The organism is Pseudoduganella violacea (assembly GCF_014191875.1).
GTDB lineage: Bacteria > Pseudomonadota > Gammaproteobacteria > Burkholderiales > Burkholderiaceae_D > Rugamonas > Rugamonas violacea_A.
In genome coordinates, this window is the sequence record NZ_JACHXD010000002.1 from 282,124 (window position 1) to 302,011 (window position 19,888).

Below are 19,888 nucleotides of genomic sequence, written 5' to 3' on the forward strand. Positions count from 1 at the left end.
TGTACGCTGATTCAGCCCCTCCCAGAGAGGGGATTTCCCTGAATCACTGATTATTTCTTAGGCAGATTGGCCCGGCAGAGGGCCGATGATACGCATCTCGCGTTGCGGGAAAGGTACAGAGATTTTGTTTTCTTTCAAGGCTTTCCAGATTGCCCGATTGACATCCGAAGTCACGCCGCCACGCCCGTTTTCCGGATCGGCGATCCAGAACACCACGGCCAGATCGAGGCCGTCGGCGCCGAAAGTCTGCAGCATGGCCGAGGGTGGCTTCTCCTTCATCACGCGCGGAATGGAAGCGGCGGCCTCTTCCAGCAACCGGAGCGCCAGGTCGAGGTCGGTATCGTAGGCCACCGAGACCTTGGCGGTCAGCGCCAGGTTCTTGTTCGACAGCGAGGAATTCTGCACCGCACCCGACACCAGCATCTCGTTCGGCACAATCGATTCCACCCCATCCAGGCCTTGCAGCACGGTGTAGCGGGTATTGATGCGCGTGACCTGGCCGCTGTACTTATCGACCGTGATGGTGTCGCCGATGGTCAGGCTGCGGTCGAGCAGGATGACGAAGCCCGACACATAGTTGCTGGCGATCTTCTGCAAGCCCAGGCCGAGACCGACGCCAAGCGCGCCGCCGAACACCGACAGCACGGTCAGATCGATGCCCACCATCGACAGGCTGGCCAGCACCGCCACCAGGATCAGCACGGCGCGGCCCATGCGCGCCAACACCACGCGCAAATTCGAATGCATGCCTTCCACGTGCATCAGGCGCTCTTCCAGCGCCGCGCCGGCCCACAGCGCCAGCACCAGCGTCACCGCCACCGACACGATGCCCTGCAGGATGGCGGCGATCGTCACCTTGTATTTGCCGAGCGGGACGACGGTATGGTCGAGGAAGTAGAAGATATCGTCCCACATGCCGGTGATGTAGAGCGCGAAGGCCAGCCACACCAGCAGCTGGAACAGCTTCTCGAAGGTCAGCATGGTGGCGCCGATCTGGCCCTGGCGCGCGAACACGCGGCGCAGCAGGTAGAAAGTAAAGCGGATCACCGCCAGCGAGCCGAAGATCGGCAGCGCCACCTTGATCAGGTTCACATGCTGCCAGCGCGCCAGCACCGCCTGCGACAGCGCCAGCAAGCTGACGATCGCCAGCGGCCCCACCACGCGCGCAAAGCTCTCGACGCCGAAGCGTCCCACATTCGTCTGCGCCCGCTGCTGTTCGACGCGCGCGCGCAGCCAGCGCGACAGCCCCCAACCCAGCAAGATCGACGCGGCCACGGCGAGCAACTGCCACAACAGGCCGGGATTATGCAAATCCTCCACCAGATCGTTCAGTAAATTCGTCAATGGCACTTGTTTCATAGGTTTAGATTCCATTCACTGCCGAGTCCGTGTCCACCCTGGGGTCAGACCCCAATCGGACACGAACCCAGCAGAAGCCTATGGCGGAGCTCGTGTCCGATTTTTTTGGGGCGACAGCCCCCAATCGAACATGATCCCAACCGTAAGCCCCGGTCGAGCTCGTGTCCGATTGGGGTCTGACCCCATGGTGGACACGAGCGCGGCGGTAGATTAGTCGTCGGAGGCGTCTTCTTCCTTCGCTTTCTTCGGCATCGGTTTGCGCTCGAAGACGGCGGCGAAGAAGCCGTCGGTCTGGTGCTTGTGCGGCAGCAGCTTCAGGTAGTCGCCCATCTCGAGCTCAATCTTCTGCTCGGCCAGCACCTGGTGCATCGGGATCAGCACGAAGTCGGGATGGCTTTCGATGAACTTGGCGGCCACCATATCGTTCTCTTCATCGAGCAGGCTGCAAGTGGCGTAGACCAGACGGCCGCCGCTCTTCACCAGGCGGGCGGCGCCGTCCAGGATTGCAGTCTGTTTTTCCTGCAGTTCGGCGATCGCTTCCTGCTGCTGGCGCCATTTGACGTCGGGATTGCGGCGCAGCGTGCCCATGCCCGAGCATGGCGCGTCGACCAGCACGCGGTCGATCTTGCCGGCCAGGCGCTTGATCTTGGCATCTTTTTCGTGGGCGATGGCAACCGGGTGCACATTCGACAGGCCGCTGCGCGCCAGGCGCGGCTTCAGCTTCGCCAGACGCTTTTCCGACACGTCGAAAGCGTACAGGCGGCCGGTATTGCGCATCTGCGCGCCCAGGGCCAGGGTCTTGCCGCCGGCGCCGGCGCAGAAGTCGACCACCATCTCGCCGCGCTTGGCGCCGAGGATCTGGGCCAGCACCTGGCTGCCTTCGTCCTGCACCTCGATCGCGCCGGATTTGAACAGCGGCAGATTTTGCAGGGCCGGCTTCTTCAGCACGCGCAGGCCGAGGGCCGAGTAAGGCGTCGGCGTGGCGACGATCGGCGCGGCCGCCAGTTCAGCCACCACGTCGTCGCGGTTGGCTTTCAGCGCATTGACGCGCAGGTCCAGCGGCGCCGGGGTGTTCAGGGCGTCAGCCAGCACCAGGGTTTCTTCCTCGCCGTACTGCGCGACCAGCTTGTCGAACAGCCACTTCGGCATATTCGTGCGCATCGATTTATGCAGCAGCTTGCGGTCAATCTGGGTCACGCGCTCCAGCCACTCGCGCTCGTCCTGGGTCAGGCCGCCCAAGGCGTCGATGCCGACGGCGTCGCTCATGCCGAGCAGGGCCAGACGGCGCATGGTGGCGCCGCCGCCCGCTTCCGAGAAGTCGGTGAAGAAGGCTTTGTTGCGCAACACCGCGTAAATGCATTCGGCGATGGCGCCGCGCTCGCGGCCGCCCAAACGCGGATGGTCTTTGAAGTAACGGGACAGGGTGGTGTCGGCGGGCGCCGCAAAGCGCAGAATCTCGCGCAGCACTTCTTCGGCGCTGGCGAGAATTGCTGGAGGCAATCTCATGTAAATCCTTGGTTAATGGGTTGTGTGGTCCACATGGACCTTGCCGTCCTCAACCGTCAGTCTACCTTCGATAAACCAGCGGATGGCGCGCGGATAGAGCTTGTGCTCCTGTTCCAGCACGCGGGCGGCGAGCGTGTCGGCTGTGTCGCCCGGCAAAATCGGCACCGCCACCTGGTCGACCATAGGACCGTGGTCCAGCTCGGCGGTGACGAAGTGCACGGTGGCGCCATGCTGGGCCAGGCCCGAGGCGAGCGCCTGCTCGTGCGTGTGCAGGCCGGGGAACAGCGGCAGCAGCGAGGGATGAATATTCAGCATGCGGCCGGCGTAATGGGCGGTAAAGCCCGGCGTCAGGATACGCATGAAGCCGGCCAGCACCACCAGGTCGGGCGCGTAGCCGTCGATCACGCTTTGCAGCGCGGCATCGAACGCTTCCCGGCTCGGATAATCCTTGTTGGCGACGACGGCGGTCGCAATCCCATGGCTGGCGGCGAACGCGAGGCCTTTGGCATCGGCCTTGTTGCTGATGACGGCGGCGATGCGGGCGGGCCACTGCTCGGCCTGGGCGGCGCGCACCACGGCTTCCATATTGCTGCCGCGGCCAGAAATGAGGATGACGATATTTTTCATGGCCGCCATTGTACCCGCTACGGCTGAGCGAACCAAGAAAGACGCTGATTTTGCTGCGGCGCAGCAGGAGGCAAAGCTAGGCGGGCCGGGCTATTCGAAGGAATAGAACACGCGGAACGGCACTTTTTTCTCGGCCCAGTAGTCGGCGGCGTCGCGGAAGACATCGAGCAGGGTTTCGCGCGCTTCGCGGTCGAATTTTTGCGTATTTGGCAATTGCTCCAGCACCGTCAGAAAACCCGGCTGGGGGCCGGCCGCGTGCAAGGTGTCGGTCAGCGTGGTGCGCAGGGCATCGAAATTTTTACCGCAGGGCTTCGGAAAGTGAAACGATTCGGCGATGATGCCCAGTACTTGCTGCTTGGTCAGGCCGGCATTGCAATGCGCGTACAAAAAATGCTGCCCCAGACGCGCCGCTTCCTCTTGCAATTCAAGCACCCGGAAGGCGCGAATCGACTGGACAAGATTGGGCGGCACAGTTATCAACAAACTCATTTTTCCCTCAAATCGACCTGTTATGTACGGTTTCTGCTTTTTGCTATAGTGATTACACCTATACACTTTGGCACTACTCGCGGGTCAAGGCGCGAACAGTACTGGAAGTCGCATTTCTCTCTGTCAATCTGATCCCATACGGCTATTAGGGTAGCGTGTTGTACACTATGAATCAACACGTATATGATGTCTTACGCAAGTTTTGTTAAAAACAGAACATATTAAAGCCATTTTAAGATGGCCCCGGCTGACACAGCGCCCGCCTCGCCGCCCACCGCCAGAAGGTTACAATTTGTTGCCATGCGGCTCGTTTTTTGTCGCTTGCGGGCGTTACCATAAGCGTGTGCAATTCCAAATACCCAGAGAACTGCCGCCAATGCAGCATCCAACACACAAACCAGAACGAGGTACCCTATGAACTTGCAAGCGAAACTGATGCTGTCCGCCCTGTGCCTGAGCGCCCTGCCGCTGGCACAAGCCACCGACTTCGAAGATTTCGGCCGCGTAATCCGCGTGACCCCGCAAATGGAACAAGTGAACCGTCCGCGCCAGGAATGCCGCACCGAATACGTCCAAGTCCAACAGCCGCAGCAGCGTAGCGTTGGCGGCTCCATCATCGGCGGCGTCGCCGGCGCCCTGCTGGGCAGCCAGGTCGGCGGCGGCAGCGGCCGCACCGCCGCTACCGCAGCGGGCGCGATTGCCGGCGCCGTGGTCGGCGACCGCATCGACAACCAGAACGCCCAGCCTGCCGGCGTGACCGAACAAGCCGTGAAACAGTGCCGCACCGTCGACCACTGGGAATCGCGCGCCAACGGCTACGAAGTCGTCTACGACTACCGCGGCCGCAACTACACCAGCGTCATGTCCTACGACCCCGGCCAGCGCGTGCGCCTGCGCGTGTCCGTGGAACCGATGCAGCAGTAAGCCAGCGCCCCGCGCTGTACCAAAGCCGGCTTCAGGCCGGCTTTTTTGCGTCATCAGCTTGCTTTGCGGTAAGCCGGCGCGGGATAATTGACCGATCAATTCAGGCTTCTCTTATGCTTATCAAACGCAAATCCATCGAAAAAGAAGAATCTTCGCGTCCGGCGACGCGCAAGCCGAAGTACGCTCCTGTCACGCTGTCGGAACAGGATGGCGTGCGCTATCTGCATTTCGGCACCGAGTGGGTGCAGGGCGCCATGCGCATCCGCAAACCGGACTGGCCGGAGCTGGAATACGCCCAGCAAATGATGGCGTGGATGCTGTGGATCGCAGCGCCGCAGCGCATCGCCCAGCTGGGCCTGGGCACGGCGGCGCTGACCAAGTTCTGCTACAAGCAGTTCCCGCAGGCCGAGGTGACGGCGGTGGAATTGAATCCATCGGTGATCGCGATCTGCGCTTCGATGTTCAAGCTGCCGGAGAACGATGCGCGCCTGCAGGTGCTGGAAATGGATGCCCTCGATTTCGTCGGCGACGCCGAGCGCCACGGTACGCTCGATGCCTTGCAGGTCGATCTGTACGACGCCACCGCGCGCGGTCCCGTGCTCGATACGCCCGACTTCTACAAGGCTTGCGCCGCCTGCCTGAACGACGATGGCATCATGACGGTGAATCTGTTCGGCGATCATCCGAGCTATGCGAAGAATCTGAAAGCGATGAAGTTCGCCTTCGATGAGGTCCTGTGTCTGCCCCAGGTCCATGACGGCAATGTGGTGGCCATCGCCTTCAAGCGCGGCCGCCAGGTCGATTACGAGGCATTGACGGCGCGCGCCGCGCAGATCGTGGCCGAAACCAAGCTGCCGGCCAAGTCCTGGGTCAAAGGATTGAAACAGCAGCAAAGCTAGTTCCGCCGCCATCGCAAGCCGCTGAAAACGCCAGAGGAAAACGCCATGAGCAAAGCGCTTGATCTGCAACAGATTTTCAGCTGGCTGCTGGCGGACGGCATGGTGGAGAAATCCCAGGCCAAATCCTATTACGCGCAGGCCCAGGCCATCCTCAAAAACACGGCCGGCTCCATGCACCCTCTGTGCGCCGTGGCGCACTGCAAGCTGCTCTCGCACCAGCCGCCACACAAGCTGCTCACGCTCGACCTGCTCACCGAGTGGCTGGCCAACCGCGTCCACCTGCCCTTCTACCGCATCGATCCGCTGAAGATCGACTTCACCCGTGTGGCCGACGTGATGTCGGCCAGTTACGCGGCGCGCTTCAATATCCTGCCGGTCGAAATGAATATGGATACGCTGGTGGTGGCCACCGCCGATCCTTTCGCGCTGGAGTGGGAGGCGGAAATCGCCAAGGTGGCGCGCCGCGTGATCCGCCGCGTGATCGCCAATCCGCTCGACATCGCCCAGTACACGGCGCAGTTCTTCAGCCTCGCCAAGTCGATCAAGAAGGCGAACAAATCCACCGGCCAGGATCTGGCGCTGCGCAACAACTTCGAGCAGTTGGTGGAGATGGGCAAGACCAACAAGCAAGTCGACGCCAACGACCAGCATGTAATCAATATCGTGGACTGGCTGTGGCAGTACGCCTTCGAGCAGCGCGCCTCGGACATCCACCTTGAACCGAAGCGCGAGATCGGCGCCATCCGTTTCCGCATCGACGGCGTGCTGCACCAGGTCTACCAGGTGCCGGCCGTGGTGATGATCGCCATGACGGCGCGCATCAAGCTGCTGGGCCGCATGGACGTGATCGAGAAGCGCCGTCCGCAGGATGGCCGCATCAAGACGCGTACGGCGGGCGGCCAGGAGATCGAGCTGCGCCTGTCCACCCTGCCCACCGCCTTCGGCGAGAAGCTGGTGATGCGCATCTTCGATCCCGATGTGGTGGTGAAGACCTTGCCGGAACTGGGCTTCCCGCCTGACGACGCGGCGCGCTGGGATGCGCTGACCAACCGTCCGCACGGCATCATCCTCGTCACCGGCCCTACCGGTTCAGGCAAAACCACCACGCTGTACACCACGCTGAAGGCGCTGGCGACGTCGGAGGTCAATGTCTGCACGGTGGAAGACCCGATCGAGATGGTGGAAGCCTCCTTCAACCAGATGCAGGTCCAGCCGGGCATCGACCTCTCTTTTGCCGACGGCGTGCGCGCCCTGATGCGGCAAGACCCGGACATCATCATGGTGGGCGAGATCCGCGACCTGGCGACGGCCGAAATGGCGATCCAGGCCGCACTGACGGGCCATCTGGTGCTCTCGACCCTGCACACCAACGACGCGCCATCGGCCGTGATGCGCCTGCTGGAACTGGGCGTGCCCTACTACCTGCTGGAAGCGACGCTGATCGGCATCATGGCCCAGCGCCTGGTGCGCACGCTGTGCGTGGACTGCAAGAGCGACGACGGCGAAATCGCCGACGATCTGTGGCGCGGCCTGGGCGGCGCATGGCATATCGCCAAGCCGGACAAGGTCTACCGTCCCGTGGGCTGTCCCGAATGCCGCCAGACCGGCTATCGCGGCCGCACCGGCATCTATGAACTGCTGACCGTGACGGAGAGCTTCAACCAGCTGGTGCAGGAAGAAACCGAGCTGGCCGCCCTGCGCAAGCAAGCCATCGCTGACGGCATGAAACCGCTGCGCGTGGCCGGCGCCTACAAGGTGCACGAAGGCGTGACCACGGTGGACGAGGTGCTGAAGGTGACCGCCGCCCTGGTGTGAGGCGGCATATGACATTTTTATGAAAAGCCTCTTGGCAGACGGCCCTGGGCCTGTATATAATACGGCCTCTTTCGGGTCGTTAGCTCAGCTGGTAGAGCAGCGGACTTTTAATCCGTTGGTCGCAGGTTCGAATCCCGCACGGCCTACCACGAATACAACAGAGACGCCAACCTTCGGGTTGGCGTTTTTGTTTCGCCCCTCTCAAGCCGCTTGAGGCTTCGCAATACCTTCCTCGCTTGCCGGACAAAAATGAGTGTTCAACTCATTTCTCCGGAGGTATCGCTATGTCATTCGTCTATCCGCAGGTTTCAGCCCTCGAGGGCAAGCCCAAGGTTGGTACGACGCAGTGTGTCGCCTTGCTCCAATCTTACGCCGGAGTCCCGAATCACCGGGCATGGAGAGCTGGCACGGAGGTACTTGGAAACAAAAACATCAGGACTGGCACCGCAATCGCAACCTTCGTGAAAGGCCACTACCCAAGCAAGCCATCCGGCAACCACGCCGCACTCTTTCTCAGGCATGGAGTGAATGGATTTTGGGTAATGGATCAATGGAAGGATGACCGCCCTCCTGGCATCAATAAGAAGCCCCGCATCTCCTCACGCATTCGATCTCGCGGCCTGGCGCAATCGCGTAATGGCAGTTGGCCCGATGCCAGCAACAATGCCGATGCCTACCAAATCATCGAATAAGCCGGAGACTCGGGATGAAACTGAAGCCAACCATCTTTGTCTTTGCAATCTGGGCTACAGGCCTTTGCCATGCTTATGCATCCACTTCGCATGAGATCGAATGTCCTACTGAAATTTCAGCAGCTGCTTTGGCAATCAATGCGCCGGAAGGATGGTCTGCCTACGCGCAAGAAGGACTCAGATTACGATCCGCTGAACCGGCGCTTGGTCCTCCCGAAGAAAAGGCCTTTCTCAAACCTGGCAGCACAAAATCGATAAAAGGAGGCTCTATTGATAGCTGGCTGGAGCTAAGCGGATCCGGACCTACCGGCAAGTGGATCGTATGCCGCTACGGCGAGCGCGGTGAAATTACGCTATCAAAAAAACTGCACGACAATACCTCCGCCTGCACCGTTAGCAGCAGAAGGGAGCAAGTGCAAGTCAGCTGCACATGGTAGCTCAAACGCCATCTCAGCCGCGGTGTATCGATTCCAGATAACGCATATCAAGCGACATGGCACGGAAGTCCTGCGGCGAGCTGCCGTAGGCGCGGCGGAAGGCGCGGGTGAAGTCGGAGGCGCTGTTGAAGCATAGGCCATAGGCGATCGCCGCCACCGGCAGATGCGGGAAACTGGTCAGCTCATGCGCCGCTTCGCGCAGACGCAGATTGCGGATATACGTACCCAGTCCCCCCTCCGCCTCGAACATGCGGTAGAGCGTGGGACGCGGCAAGCGAAACGCCTGCAGCACGCTGTCCGGCGTCAGTTCCTTCATATGCAGATTGGCTTGCACATGGCTGCGCACCTGCGCCAGCAGCACGGACTTGGCGGCGGCGCGCGCCTGTCCATTCAGGCGCTGCTGCTTGCCGAATGCGGCCAGGATCAGGTGGGCGCAGTTGCGGATGGTCTGTTCCACTTCGCGTTCGTCCAGCGTGGGCAGGCTGCGGCACAGCGCCAGCAGATGGTCGAAGATCAGGCGCGTGAGCGGCGAGCTGTAGCTGATGACGCGGCCGTGGATCGCCTCCGCATCGGGAAGCGCCGCTTCCACCATGGCGCGCGGCAGGAAGAAGGCCAGCAGGTGGGCATACGTTGGACGCTCCATGTGAAAGGGCTGGCCCATATCCAATGCCAGGATGCCGGGAATGAACTGGGTCGCCTTGCCGCTGCCGCCTGCCGTCGTCGCGGTTTCGATGATGCCTTCCACCGCCACATGGAAGACGTAGTCGCGGATATTGTCGGTGGAGATGCGCGCCGCCGTGCGGATCTGCGAGACAGGATCGGTGCGGCAATCCATATACACCATATCCTTCAGCACATAGCTGTCCACCTGGGCTTGAAAACCGGCGGCCAGATGGGTGCGCGACAGCGGCGCGTCCATGCTGCGGCCAACGTAGTCGCGCCAGGCCAGTCTTTGCAGTTCGGTCTTTTCCTTGGCGACGGAAAAACGCCGATGGACGAAGGGCGGTGCGGACGGCGCAGGGCCGGGATAGAGATAGCGTCCGTGTTGGTTGGAGATTGCAGCTTTAACAATCTCGGAGTAGCCGTTGACCATGGTGCGAGCAGCGCAAAAACAAGCAGGAATGCGCCTTGGCGCGGCGCGGCGTGGAGTGCGCCACTTTAGTGAAAAAATTGAACCATGTAAAGTTAAATTAATAATTTAACACTGGAAAATGTCGCATTTTTTGCGGCTTTTCGCAAAAAGTGAGACATACGGTCAAGTCCCGTTTTCCGCCTTGGGGATAATCGCGGCGCCTCCACCCCATAAGGAAACCGCAATGCACCTCCGCTCCCTGACCATGGCCGCGCAGCCGCGCCCCATGTACGCGCTGCTGGCCGCGCTGGCCGCCACCTCCCTGCTGGGCTGCTCCGGCAGCAGCAGCCATGTCGAACAGCCGCCTCCTGTCGTGGAACAGCCGAAATCGGCGCAGCTGCTGCGCGGCGAAGTGACGTTGGGCGCGCCGGTCGCCGGCGCCAAGGTCCGCATCCTGAGCGGCGCCAGCGAAGTGGGCGCCGACACCACCATCGACAACGGCAGCTTTGCGCTGACCACCATTCCGCTGACCGAGCAGGCGCTGAAGGCGCTGCGCGTGGAGCAGCAAGCCTGCATCGACGCGGCCAATATCCTGAGCTGCGCCACCTTGTCGGCGTCGCTGGAAGGCGCGCCGCTGTCCGGCATCGCCCACGTCGGCGTGCGCAGCACCCTGGTGGACCGCCTGGTGCGTAATAAGCAGATGAAACGCGCCGATGCGGAGAAGCGCGTCACCAGCTACCTGGGCCTGGACGAGGGCATCCTGGCCCAGGACATGGTCGATCCGAACCTGTTCAACCCGGCCCGCTTTGTGAGCGAGACCTTCAAGGAAGCGCAAGCCAGCGGCATCAGCCTGGATAAGCAGATCGATGCGCTGGTCGACAAGCTGGCCGCCGATCCCACCCTGCAGCGCAAATACACGCCCCTGCTGGCGCTCAATCCAATCGTGAAAACGGTCGGCGTCGAGCTGGCCAAGGGTGCGATCGGCGCCATTGGCGGCGAGCTGGCCGGCAAGGCGATGAGCCTGCTGGGCATGAGCGACGATTCCATGAGCCGCGATCTGCAGGAGATCAAAGGCCAGTTGGCCGACGTCAACCGTCGCCTGGACAACATGAGCCGCCAGCTCGATGTGATCGAGACCGGCATGAAGCAAACCCTGCGCCGCCTGGAACAGATCGACATCAAACTGGACGATCTGGCACGCCGCCAGCTGGCCCAACGCGTGCTGACGCAGACCACGGCCCTGGTCTCCTACGTGGAGGAAGTAAAGAACATCACCATGGACCTGCGCCGCGCCGGCACGCAGCCGCTGGCCATCCAGGCCAGTGAGCGCAAGCGCTTGAAGACGGCCATCGAAAACCTGATCAGCAAACGCTCCCTGATCTCGGCCACGCTCGCCGGCACCGCCGGCAATCCATCCCTGATCGCCAGCGTGGTCGATTCCGAGTTCCCGAAACCGGCCATCCTCGATATGTCCAAGGATGTCTTCTTCGGTCCCAAAGTCATCGACTCGATTCAGAACTTCGTGCGCTATTACGATGACATCAATATTCTGTCCTACTACCTGCTGATCGAGTACTACAACGCGCTGGATCAGGAAAACGGCATCCGCTTCGCCTCCTGTCCACTGACGCCGGTCGCAGGCGTCAATTACAAGACGCAGTGCACGCTGTTCTATGAGCTGCAAACGGCGCGCGAAGCCTATCTGCAGAACGGCCCGCAAGAAAGCCTGCCGGTGGACGGCATGTTCCTGGTGGTGAACCAGAGCTATGCGGTACTGCCGAACGTGATCTATCCAAGCCAGGATTTCAACTACCAGATCTTCGGCGAGTACACGGGACGCGGCGGCCAGGGCGCGGTAAATTCAACCATGGATATGAAGGTCTACCCATCTCTGAGCAAGGCACAGCAGGATGAGGTGCGCGGCCTGGCAAAATGGTACTTCATGGAGCCGGCAGCCTGGTTCGGCCTGTTCATCCGTTACACGCCTTCCGGCGGCAATGTGCGCAAGATCGCAGTCGACCGCGGCGCGCCGGAATCGGCCTTCGTCACGGTTACCGGCGACTATGCGATCTGGTCGCTCGATACCAGCCGCAATAATCCGTGGGTGCGCGTTTCCACCAATACCGGTTCGGCCGACGCCCGCGAACGCGCTTTCGACAACGCGAAGCTGGTCCTGTGGGGCCAGTTCAACCGCAAGTCCGATATCGAAAAATACATGGGCAAGGTCATGGCCGCGCGCTTCCAGATTCCGTAAGGGCGGCAGCGCAGATTGAAAAAGCCGGACAGCCGTCCGGCTTTTTCTTTTTTGCTGGGTCAGCCTGATGATGGCCTTTGCCCATTTTGGGCCACTACCCGCCGTACTGCGGCGGGTACGAAGCGCGGCGCTTGGATTATTCCAGGTTCAGGTACATATTCGCCGCGAAGTACGTGATGCCGTTGGTGGCGTGATAGAACTGGTAGCGCAAGGTCTTGGTATTGGCCATGATCTGAATCGGTGCGCTGGCAAAAGGCCTATACGTCGTATCGGGCAGCGTCAGCGCGACCGTATCCGAACGCAGTACGGCAAAATTCGCGTCGAGCTGGAATACCACCAGACTTGGCGTGCCGCCATTGCCGCCGGCGGTTGCAAATTTTCCGCCAAACCTGAAGCTGCGGCCAACATACGCGCTGGCGTCCACATCCTGGAAGAAGGATGAACCAGGGATGCAAGGGGCCGTGAAGCTGCCGCAGTTCGTGGCCAGGAATTGCGTGCCATCGGGCGACATGTCCGGATAGCGGTAGGCCACCAAATTCGGTGTGCCGGCGCCGCTTGGCAAACGCTGCCAGCCGGTGGTGTCGGCCATCCACAGATTGCCGTTCTTCAGCACATTGCTGCTCTTGTTCAGCCGATAGAGATAATTGCCGGCGTATTGCGGGTCGCCGCTCTCGCGTCCGAACTTCAGGTAGATTACATTCGGCGTCACGCTAGTGTCGCGGAAAATATCGCCATACGCGAGATTGCAGATCCGCGGCTTGCCGTTTTCAAGCGCCAGGCTGGAATAGACGATGGGATTCCCCTGCGGCAGTTGCGACCACTGGTTGCCGGCGATATTGGAAGTGCGGAACAGGCCGTGGTCCCAACGCTGGTTATCGGTGCAAGCCAGATTGCGGTCGGTGAACTCGGTCAGCTCGTAGCTGTAGCCGCCCTCTTCCAGCATGCTGCCGTTGCCGGGGCCGATCGTGCCGCCGTTCCAGCTCTCGCGCCAATTGGCGCCATCGCGCGCACTCAGCGTGGCGTCGGCCGGCACGCCATAAGCTGGATTGCCCGCTATCCAGGTCTTGAAGTCGGTGGTCTTGGCGATGCCGCGGTAACCGTACTTTCCGTCGAAGCCATGGAAGCTTACCCAGAAGTAGCCTGCAGCGTCCTGGCGGAAGATATTGAACGTGCCTTCATCGACCACGTTCTTGCCATAGCAAACATCTGAACCCGTATTGCAGATTTGCCGCCACAGGGAACCCCGCGTAATCACGGCGCGGCTGCGCGCTGCGGACGTGTAGTCGAAAGCGCCCATGGGATCGGCGCCACTGCGTTCCGCATAGCAGCCTTGCCTGGTTCCGGCATCGTTCAGGCATTGGAACAGGATGCGCCATTTGTTATTGGCCGCGTCATAAACGGCATCGCCGTCGGTGGCCTCGCAGGAGAAATCGCTGCCCGCGAGCGGTTGCACGCTCAGCTCAGGAGCAGCAGTCCAAGTCTCGCCCTGGTTGGTGGATTTATAGACGCGGATACCGAGCTTCCATGGCGCGTTGGCGCCGCCGACCGCGCACTGGCCTCCGGAAAATTCGCGTTGGAACAGATACCAATTCCCGTTGACCACCTTGATGCGCGAAGAGGTGTTGGCAAGCTTGTCGCCCACCGTGGCCGTAGTCCATTTGCGGACGAAGTCCCATTGCGCATTGCCGTTCCAATAGTCGGCCAGCGTGGCCGGCGTTTGCGCCGCCGCCGGCAAGGCAAACGATATCAATATCCCGGCCAGCGCCAGGACAGTAAGTCGCACTGCTTTCCCTATCATGCAAACATCCCTTCGAAGATGGCCTTGCGGACCATGGTTATCGCCAAATGGCCCCATCATGCTAGCCGCAAGCCTCATTTGAACAACAAAACAAAGGGACGCCTTTGCCGGCAAGGCGGCATTCAGTATCGTATTGCTAGTATGAGAATGCAGCCATCCCCCTTCAGCGTCAGCGGAAGAACAGCAGCTTGCCGTTGGCGGTGGCGGCGATCAGTTGTCCCGCATGCCATAGCGGCGTGGCGAGGAAAGCGCCGAGGCGCTTGATATGCTCCAGCGCCGTATGGTTGCTCATGCTGCCGGCGAGGAGGCGCTTTTCATCCAGTTTGCCGCTGGCGAAGTCCAGCACACCATAGCTGTCTGCCAGGCTTTCCGGCGTGCGCCAGGACCAGAGCGGCTTACCGCTGGCCGCATGCAGCGCAAACAGCTCGCCGCGCATGCTGGCCCCGAGCACGGCATCGCCCAGCAGCACGGGCGTGGCGTAGACCCAGACCTTGCTGTCGTGCTGATACGCCGGCTTGCCGCTGTCGCGCTCCAACGCTACCAGTCGGTTGGTATCCGAGGTGCCGAAGTAGACGCGCTGCGCATCCACCGCCGCCCCCGACACCACCCAGGAACCGCCCACATTGTGACGCCACAGCATGCTGCCGTCGGCCAGGTTCAGCGCATAGAAATAGCCGTCGCGCGAACCGATATACACGGTGCCGCCCTCGATCAGGGGTGAAGCCTGCACGCCCAGCATGGTGCTGGTGCCGTGCTCCATCCGCGTTTGATAGCGCCACTGCTGCTTGCCGCTGACGGCGTCGACGGCGTACACCGCGCCGTCCCAGCTGCCGAAGACCAGGCTGCGGCCTGAAAGCGCGGGTGAAGAATGCACGATGCCACCCGTCTTGAACGCCCATTGCAGGGCGCCGCTGAGGGCATCCAGCGCATACAGACGTTCGTCGCTGCTGCCGAAATACACCCTGCCTTCATGTACCAGCGGGGAGGACAAGTAGAAATCCCAGGCATCGCGGCTTGGCGTGGCGGTCTTGGGGCTGCCGTACAGGCCGAACGCGGAATACAGCGATTCGCCCATGGTGGCGAACTCCCAAAGCTGCACGCCGTTTTGCGCATCGAGCGCGTGAAAGCGCCCGTCGCGGCTCAGAAAGTACACCCTGCCATCCGCCACGGCAGGCGTGGAGGCGATGCCGCCATGGCAGTGGAAAAGCCACAGCAGCTTGCGGCTGGCCAGATCGATGACATACAGATTACCGTCTTCCGCACCCACATACAGGATGCCTTGCGCAATCGCAGGCGTTGCGACAATTTGCGCATGCAAGTCGATCTGTCCATCCAGCTTCAGGCGGCTCACATCGGGGACGGCAGCGGCACGACAGGGCAGCGTCAGCGCAAAGCAAAAGACCAGCACCAGGCAGGGCAGGATTCGGAAGTAAAACATGGCGTCCTTTCGTCGGTTGGGAAAGAGAGACGTCGATTCTAGGCAGCCACGCTTCCGCCAAGCTTCACGCTTCCTTCAGCATGGATTCAGAAAATATTCAGCCGCTCCGGCAAGGGGCTGCTACACTCTTCGGCATGAAAATCCTGCTGGTGGAAGACGATCTGGAACTGGGACGCGCCCTTCAGTCCGTGCTACAGGACGAAGGCTTCGCCGTGGTATGGGTGCGCATGGCGGCCGATGCGCGCCGCCTGCTGGCCGAGGCGCAACCGGACGCCATGCTGCTCGATCTCGGCCTTCCCGACGGCGACGGCATCGACCTGCTGCACCATGCGCGCGCCAGCGGCGTGGAGCGGCCCATTCTGCTGATTACCTCGCGCGACAGCCTGGAAGACCGTTTGAACGGCTTCGACCTGGGCGCCGACGACTACCTGATCAAGCCCTTCGACATCCCCGAGCTGCTTGCCCGCCTGCGCGCCGTGCTGCGCCGCGTGCAGGGCGGCAGCAGCACCGGCGTCTGGCATTGCGGCGAACTGCAGCTGGACGAGAAGCGCATGGCGATCAACTGCGCCGGCCGCGCGGTGATGGTGTCGCGCACCGAATTCACCATCTTGCTCGCGCTGCTGCAGAAATCCGACCGCGTGGTCACGCGCGGCGAGCTGGAAGACCGCGCCCTCAGCTGCAGCGAGAGCCAGACGCTCGACGTGCACATCTCCAACCTGCGCAAGAAGATCGGCGAGCGCCGCATTCGCACCGTGCGCGGCGTCGGCTACATGATCCAGCAATGAAAGCGCCCAAGTCCCTCTTCCAACGCCTGCTGGGCGGCCTGCTGCTGGTGATGCTGGCGATCTGGCTGGTCATCGTCGCCATGGCGATTTACGACAATACCGTGGTTCAGGCGCGCAATACGGATGCCGAAAACAAGGGACTGGCCAAACAGATGCTGCTGAACATGGTGGCGCTCTCCGGCAAGCCGGATGAAATGGCGCGCGCCGCCGAGGGTATCGAGGAGCTGCGCCGCGCCACCATCAAGGAGATGGACCGCATGCCGCGGCCAGCGCTGCTGCAGGTCTGGCAGGGCGAGCAGCGCATCCATCTCTCGCAATACTACCTGCCGGCCGGCGTGGCGGTGCCGCAGCAGAACGGTGGCACGCTGGGCGATCACTGGGTCAGTTTCAGCGCCAGCGATCCGGCCACCGGCATCACCGTGCGGCGCGACGCCATGCATGATAGCCGCTGGCTGTTTACCGGCGCGGGCGCCAGCTACTATCTGGCGCCTCTGCTTTACAGCCTGCCCTTCCTGATTCTGCCCGCATGGATTATCGTGCGGCGCGGCTTGCAGCCGGTGAGCCGCATCGTCAACGCCATCGAAGAGCGCTCGGCCAGCGATCTGTCGCCGCTGCCGCCCTCGCCCTACCGCGAGCTGTCCCCGCTGGTGGCCTCGGTCAACAGCCTGATGGAACGCCTGATCGCCCGCGTCGAGCGCGACAAGGAATTTCTCACCGATGCCGCGCACGAGCTGAAAACACCGCTCTCGGTAATCCAGCTGAACGCCCACCTCCTGCTGAATCAGCAGGACGACTTGCAGCGCCTGCAGCAAGCCGACGCCGGACTGCGCCAGGGAGTGGCGCGCGCCACGCATACCGTGCACCAGCTCCTGGCGCTGGAGCGCGCCCGCAGCGACCAGGAAGACGGCGCCATGCTCGAAATGGACCTGACCCGCTTCCTGCGCGACCGCCTGGCCCAGGCCGCGCCGGTCGCGATGCAGCGCGGCATCGAGATCGAACTCGATGCCAGCACGCCCTGCCCCTTGCTGCTGCACCGCGAATCGGCGGCCTCGCTGCTGGACAATATCATCGACAACGCCATCAAGTACTCGCCCGACAAGGCGCGCGTCACCCTCAGCCTGCAGAACGATGGACAGCATATCCGCCTGACCGTCAGCGATCAGGGCGCGGGCATACCGGCCGCCCTGCGCGACAAGGTCTTCGAACGCTTCTTCCGCCTGCCGGGCCAGCAGCAGCCGGGCAGCGGCCTGGGCCTGGCCATCGCCCGCCAGGCCGCCGCGCGCAACGGCGCCACCATCACCCTCACCGATGGCTTGCAGGGACAGGGCTTGACCGTCATGGTCGAATTCAGCGTGCTGCAACCGGCTTAGGACCAGATGCGGTACATCCAGTAGCTTTCTTCCTCCCGGATGCGGCGCAGCAGCTCGCTGGGGCTGATGCCGGTGATTTCGCGCGCCTCGCGGCTCATATGCGCCTGGTCGGCATAACCGCCGCGCGCCGCCACGTCGCTGAGCGATACCCGTCCCTCCAGGAAGTCGCTGCGCGCCTCCAGAAAAGACTGCTCGGCGCGCCGCATGCGGCGCAAGGAGCGCAAGGGCCGCCCGGCCCATTCGCGCACGCGGCGTTCCACCATGCGCATGCTGCGGCCGATACCGGCGGCTGCCGCCTGTGAGCCTAGACGGTTCACCCAATCCGTCATCAAGCCGTCCCCGCTGCCGCTGCGCGCCGCGCGCCAGCGCGGCTCCAGGAAGGCTTCGATCAGGGCGATGCGCGCTTCGTCGCCGGGCGCCGCCAGCACCTGGCGCGACAGTTCCTGCCAATCCTCCCCCAGCGCCTCGTTCAGATCCGCCAGGCGGTTCATCTGATCGTTCATATCCATGCCCGTCAGCCGGTGCCAGGCATCGGGGAAGAACAAGACCGTCATGAAGTGCACCGGCCCGGAATTGAAGCTGACCGTGGGCTGCTGCTGTGGGCCGCAGAAAATCGCCGAACCGGCGGCGGCCACCGGACTCGGATCGAGCGCCGGCTCAAGAATCCGCGCATCGCCGTCGAACAGCCAATAGATGCTGCAGAACGGCGTGGCAGGATGGTGGTTCATCCGGTCGCGCTCGGCCATCGGCGGGCGCCGTAAGGTATCGCGCAGCACAATGGCGCGGATGCAGGAGGCCAGCGCAAGGCTGGGCGCCACTAGGCGGGTATCGGGACTGGCTGCCGGCATCGGAAACTCCAGGTGGAATGCTCCGGATTGTAGCGCAGCGGACAAACGGCCATGTCGCAAATCTTCAAGACCGGCCGTGCGTTCCGGCGCGAGAATGGCCGTGACAATCGCAAGCAATGAGGAAGCCATGACCGAATCAATACTGAATCCCGTCGCCCATACATCTACCCAGACCCTGCGCCGTATCGGCGAGCTGCCCCACCCGCGCGGACTGCCGCTGCTGGGCAACGCCCTGCAGGTACGCGCCGAACGCATCCACCGCGATGTGGAGGCCTGGGCCGCCATCCATGGTCCGCTGTTTACCATCCGCCTGGGCCGCACCACGGCGCTGGTGGTAGCGGACCATGAACTCATCAACGCCATTCTGCGCGACCGCCCGGACGGCTTCCGCCGCCCTTCCGTGATGGCGCGCGTCAGCGATGAGATGGGTGGTGAGCGCGGCATCTTCCTGGCCGAGGGCGCGGACTGGAAAAACCAGCGGCGCATGGTAATGCAGGCCTTGGCGCCGCACGCGGTCAAAGCTTACTTTCCGCTGCTGGCGCGCGTCGGCGCGCGTTTGCAGGCGCGCTGGCTGCGCGCCGCGCAAGCCGGCCAGCCCATAGAGCTGAACAGCGATCTGAAACGCTATACGGTGGACGTGATCGCCGGCCTGGCTTTCGGCACCGAAGTGAACACCATCGAGAACGGCGACGACCTGATTCAACAGCATATCGAGCGGGTATTGAACGCGGCTTCATGGCGCTCCATGTTCCCCGTTCCATACTGGCGCTATGTGAAGCTGCCCGCAGACCATCGCCTCGACCGCAGCATGAAGGAGCTGCGCGCCGCGGTGGACGGCTTCATCGCCGGTTCGCGCCGGCGCCTGCGCGAAAACCCGGCGCTGGCGGAACGGCCCAGCAATATGCTGGAAGCCATGCTGGCGGCAGCCGACCAGGAAGGCAGCGGCATCGACGACAACACGGTGGTCGGCAATGTCTCGACCATGCTGATGGCGGGCGAGGACACCACCTCGAGCGCGCTGGCATGGCTGGTCTGGCTGTTCGGCCGCCATCCCGAGGCGCTGCGCAAGGCGCAGGAAGAGGTGAGGCGCATCGCCCCCGATCCCGCCGCCTTCAGCATCGAGCAGATGGACGCGCTGGACTATGTGGAAGCCTGCGCCCACGAAGCCATTCGCCTCAAACCGCCCGCCCCCTTCATGCCTTTGGAAACCATCCGCGACACCGTCATCGGCGACGTGCAGGTGCCGGCCGATACCGTGGTCTGGTGCGTGCTGCGACGCGAAAGCATGGATGACGAGTACGTGCGCAAAGCCGGCGAATTCCTGCCGGAGCGCTGGCTGCGGCCGGATGCGCCCAAGCAGCTCGGCATGCCCTTCGGCGGCGGCCCGCGCCTATGCCCCGGCCGCTACCTCTCGCTGCTGGAGATCAAGGTTGCCATCGCATCCTTGCTGGGCCGCTTCGATATCCTGTCGGTCGATGCGGTAAAGCCGGACGAGCGAGGTGAGGTCAGCGAGATCCTCGGCTTCGTGATGGGACCGGGCCAGCTGCGCATGCGGCTCAAGGAGCGCGGCTAGCC

17 protein-coding genes and 1 tRNA gene are annotated in these 19,888 nt (G+C 62.5%); 10 read left to right on the forward strand and 8 right to left on the reverse strand.

Going from position 1 to position 19,888, the window contains the following annotated elements; genetic code table 11:
• Positions 1-57: 57 nt before the first annotated feature.
• The 4 genes from FHS03_RS04375 to FHS03_RS04390 all read right to left on the reverse strand — a co-directional run bounded on the left by FHS03_RS04375 (position 58) and on the right by FHS03_RS04390 (position 3,981).
• Positions 58-1,359 (reverse strand): mechanosensitive ion channel family protein, encoded by a 1,302-nt coding sequence (locus FHS03_RS04375; protein WP_183439790.1) that lies wholly within the window; start codon positions 1,357-1,359, stop codon positions 58-60.
• 210 nt (positions 1,360-1,569) lie between these two features.
• Complete coding sequence (locus FHS03_RS04380) at positions 1,570-2,865, reverse strand: RsmB/NOP family class I SAM-dependent RNA methyltransferase (RefSeq protein WP_183439791.1); 1,296 nt, start codon at positions 2,863-2,865, stop codon at positions 1,570-1,572.
• 12 nt (positions 2,866-2,877) lie between these two features.
• Positions 2,878-3,492: a phosphoribosylglycinamide formyltransferase gene (gene purN / locus FHS03_RS04385; RefSeq protein WP_183439792.1), complete on the reverse strand. Its 615-nt coding sequence runs from the start codon at positions 3,490-3,492 to the stop codon at positions 2,878-2,880.
• 90 nt (positions 3,493-3,582) lie between these two features.
• A complete protein-coding gene (locus tag FHS03_RS04390) occupies positions 3,583-3,981 on the reverse strand; it encodes a barstar family protein (protein ID WP_183439793.1) in 399 nt (132 codons plus the stop codon).
• Positions 3,982-4,395: 414 nt separating this feature from the next.
• Between FHS03_RS04390 and FHS03_RS04395 the strand changes: the two genes are divergently transcribed.
• From FHS03_RS04395 to FHS03_RS04420, 6 genes are all read left to right on the forward strand, one after another.
• A complete protein-coding gene (locus FHS03_RS04395) occupies positions 4,396-4,905 on the forward strand; it encodes a glycine zipper 2TM domain-containing protein (RefSeq protein WP_183439794.1) in 510 nt (169 codons plus the stop codon).
• 113 nt (positions 4,906-5,018) lie between these two features.
• Positions 5,019-5,804: a spermine/spermidine synthase domain-containing protein gene (locus tag FHS03_RS04400; RefSeq protein ID WP_183439795.1), complete on the forward strand. Its 786-nt coding sequence runs from the start codon at positions 5,019-5,021 to the stop codon at positions 5,802-5,804.
• A 45-nt stretch (positions 5,805-5,849) separates the two neighbouring features.
• Positions 5,850-7,619 carry a type IV pilus assembly ATPase TfpB gene (gene tfpB, locus FHS03_RS04405; RefSeq protein WP_183439796.1) on the forward strand — a complete coding sequence of 590 codons (1,770 nt, stop codon included), beginning with the start codon at positions 5,850-5,852 and terminating at the stop codon, positions 7,617-7,619.
• A 73-nt stretch (positions 7,620-7,692) separates the two neighbouring features.
• Positions 7,693-7,768, forward strand: a tRNA-Lys gene (locus FHS03_RS04410).
• Positions 7,769-7,903: 135 nt separating this feature from the next.
• Positions 7,904-8,311 (forward strand): BPSL0067 family protein, encoded by a 408-nt coding sequence (locus tag FHS03_RS04415; RefSeq protein WP_183439797.1) that lies wholly within the window; start codon positions 7,904-7,906, stop codon positions 8,309-8,311.
• Positions 8,312-8,325: 14 nt separating this feature from the next.
• A complete protein-coding gene (locus tag FHS03_RS04420) occupies positions 8,326-8,748 on the forward strand; it encodes an STY0301 family protein (RefSeq protein WP_183439798.1) in 423 nt (140 codons plus the stop codon).
• Between the two features lie 13 nt (positions 8,749-8,761).
• Here FHS03_RS04420 and FHS03_RS04425 read toward each other — a convergent pair whose 3' ends face one another.
• On the reverse strand, positions 8,762-9,841 hold the full coding sequence (locus FHS03_RS04425) for a helix-turn-helix domain-containing protein (RefSeq protein ID WP_183439799.1): 1,080 nt from the start codon (positions 9,839-9,841) through the stop codon (positions 8,762-8,764).
• A 223-nt stretch (positions 9,842-10,064) separates the two neighbouring features.
• Here FHS03_RS04425 and FHS03_RS04430 point away from each other — a divergent pair, with 223 nt between their 5' ends.
• Positions 10,065-12,074, forward strand: a complete 2,010-nt coding sequence (locus FHS03_RS04430; RefSeq protein ID WP_183439800.1) for a carboxypeptidase-like regulatory domain-containing protein — start codon at positions 10,065-10,067, stop codon at positions 12,072-12,074.
• A 136-nt stretch (positions 12,075-12,210) separates the two neighbouring features.
• On the opposite strand, the gene FHS03_RS04435 is transcribed toward FHS03_RS04430, so the two are convergent.
• Both FHS03_RS04435 and FHS03_RS04440 read right to left on the reverse strand, forming a co-directional pair.
• Positions 12,211-13,857: a hypothetical protein gene (locus FHS03_RS04435; RefSeq protein WP_183439801.1), complete on the reverse strand. Its 1,647-nt coding sequence runs from the start codon at positions 13,855-13,857 to the stop codon at positions 12,211-12,213.
• Between the two features lie 184 nt (positions 13,858-14,041).
• Positions 14,042-15,310 carry an outer membrane protein assembly factor BamB family protein gene (locus FHS03_RS04440; protein WP_183439802.1) on the reverse strand — a complete coding sequence of 423 codons (1,269 nt, stop codon included), beginning with the start codon at positions 15,308-15,310 and terminating at the stop codon, positions 14,042-14,044.
• 134 nt (positions 15,311-15,444) lie between these two features.
• Between FHS03_RS04440 and FHS03_RS04445 the strand changes: the two genes are divergently transcribed.
• Entirely contained in the window at positions 15,445-16,095 is a 651-nt protein-coding gene (locus FHS03_RS04445) for a response regulator (protein WP_183439803.1), read from the forward strand.
• Complete coding sequence (locus tag FHS03_RS04450) at positions 16,092-17,465, forward strand: sensor histidine kinase (RefSeq protein WP_183439804.1); 1,374 nt, start codon at positions 16,092-16,094, stop codon at positions 17,463-17,465. Before FHS03_RS04445 ends, FHS03_RS04450 begins: the two co-directional genes overlap by 4 nt.
• Here the strand turns inward: FHS03_RS04450 and FHS03_RS04455 are convergent.
• Positions 17,462-18,313 carry an AraC family transcriptional regulator gene (locus FHS03_RS04455; protein WP_183439805.1) on the reverse strand — a complete coding sequence of 284 codons (852 nt, stop codon included), beginning with the start codon at positions 18,311-18,313 and terminating at the stop codon, positions 17,462-17,464. The genes FHS03_RS04450 and FHS03_RS04455 overlap by 4 nt on opposite strands.
• Positions 18,314-18,440: 127 nt before the next feature.
• On the opposite strand from FHS03_RS04455, the gene FHS03_RS04460 reads away from it, so the two are divergent.
• Positions 18,441-19,886: a cytochrome P450 gene (locus FHS03_RS04460; protein WP_183439806.1), complete on the forward strand. Its 1,446-nt coding sequence runs from the start codon at positions 18,441-18,443 to the stop codon at positions 19,884-19,886.
• Positions 19,887-19,888: the final 2 nt, after the last annotated feature.

Coding starts and splice junctions, on each gene's coding strand:
- FHS03_RS04445 (WP_183439803.1), top strand. CDS start 15,445: ATGAAAATCCTGCTGGTGGAAGACGATCTGGAACTGGGACGCGCCCTT.
- FHS03_RS04375 (WP_183439790.1), bottom strand. CDS start 1,359: ATGAAACAAGTGCCATTGACGAATTTACTGAACGATCTGGTGGAGGAT.
- FHS03_RS04420 (WP_183439798.1), top strand. CDS start 8,326: ATGAAACTGAAGCCAACCATCTTTGTCTTTGCAATCTGGGCTACAGGC.
- FHS03_RS04440 (WP_183439802.1), bottom strand. CDS start 15,310: ATGTTTTACTTCCGAATCCTGCCCTGCCTGGTGCTGGTCTTTTGCTTT.
- FHS03_RS04380 (WP_183439791.1), bottom strand. CDS start 2,865: ATGAGATTGCCTCCAGCAATTCTCGCCAGCGCCGAAGAAGTGCTGCGC.
- FHS03_RS04430 (WP_183439800.1), top strand. CDS start 10,065: ATGCACCTCCGCTCCCTGACCATGGCCGCGCAGCCGCGCCCCATGTAC.
- FHS03_RS04425 (WP_183439799.1), bottom strand. CDS start 9,841: ATGGTCAACGGCTACTCCGAGATTGTTAAAGCTGCAATCTCCAACCAA.
- FHS03_RS04415 (WP_183439797.1), top strand. CDS start 7,904: ATGTCATTCGTCTATCCGCAGGTTTCAGCCCTCGAGGGCAAGCCCAAG.
- purN (WP_183439792.1), bottom strand. CDS start 3,492: ATGAAAAATATCGTCATCCTCATTTCTGGCCGCGGCAGCAATATGGAA.
- FHS03_RS04400 (WP_183439795.1), top strand. CDS start 5,019: ATGCTTATCAAACGCAAATCCATCGAAAAAGAAGAATCTTCGCGTCCG.
- FHS03_RS04390 (WP_183439793.1), bottom strand. CDS start 3,981: ATGAGTTTGTTGATAACTGTGCCGCCCAATCTTGTCCAGTCGATTCGC.
- FHS03_RS04455 (WP_183439805.1), bottom strand. CDS start 18,313: ATGCCGGCAGCCAGTCCCGATACCCGCCTAGTGGCGCCCAGCCTTGCG.
- FHS03_RS04450 (WP_183439804.1), top strand. CDS start 16,092: ATGAAAGCGCCCAAGTCCCTCTTCCAACGCCTGCTGGGCGGCCTGCTG.
- FHS03_RS04460 (WP_183439806.1), top strand. CDS start 18,441: ATGACCGAATCAATACTGAATCCCGTCGCCCATACATCTACCCAGACC.
- tfpB (WP_183439796.1), top strand. CDS start 5,850: ATGAGCAAAGCGCTTGATCTGCAACAGATTTTCAGCTGGCTGCTGGCG.
- FHS03_RS04395 (WP_183439794.1), top strand. CDS start 4,396: ATGAACTTGCAAGCGAAACTGATGCTGTCCGCCCTGTGCCTGAGCGCC.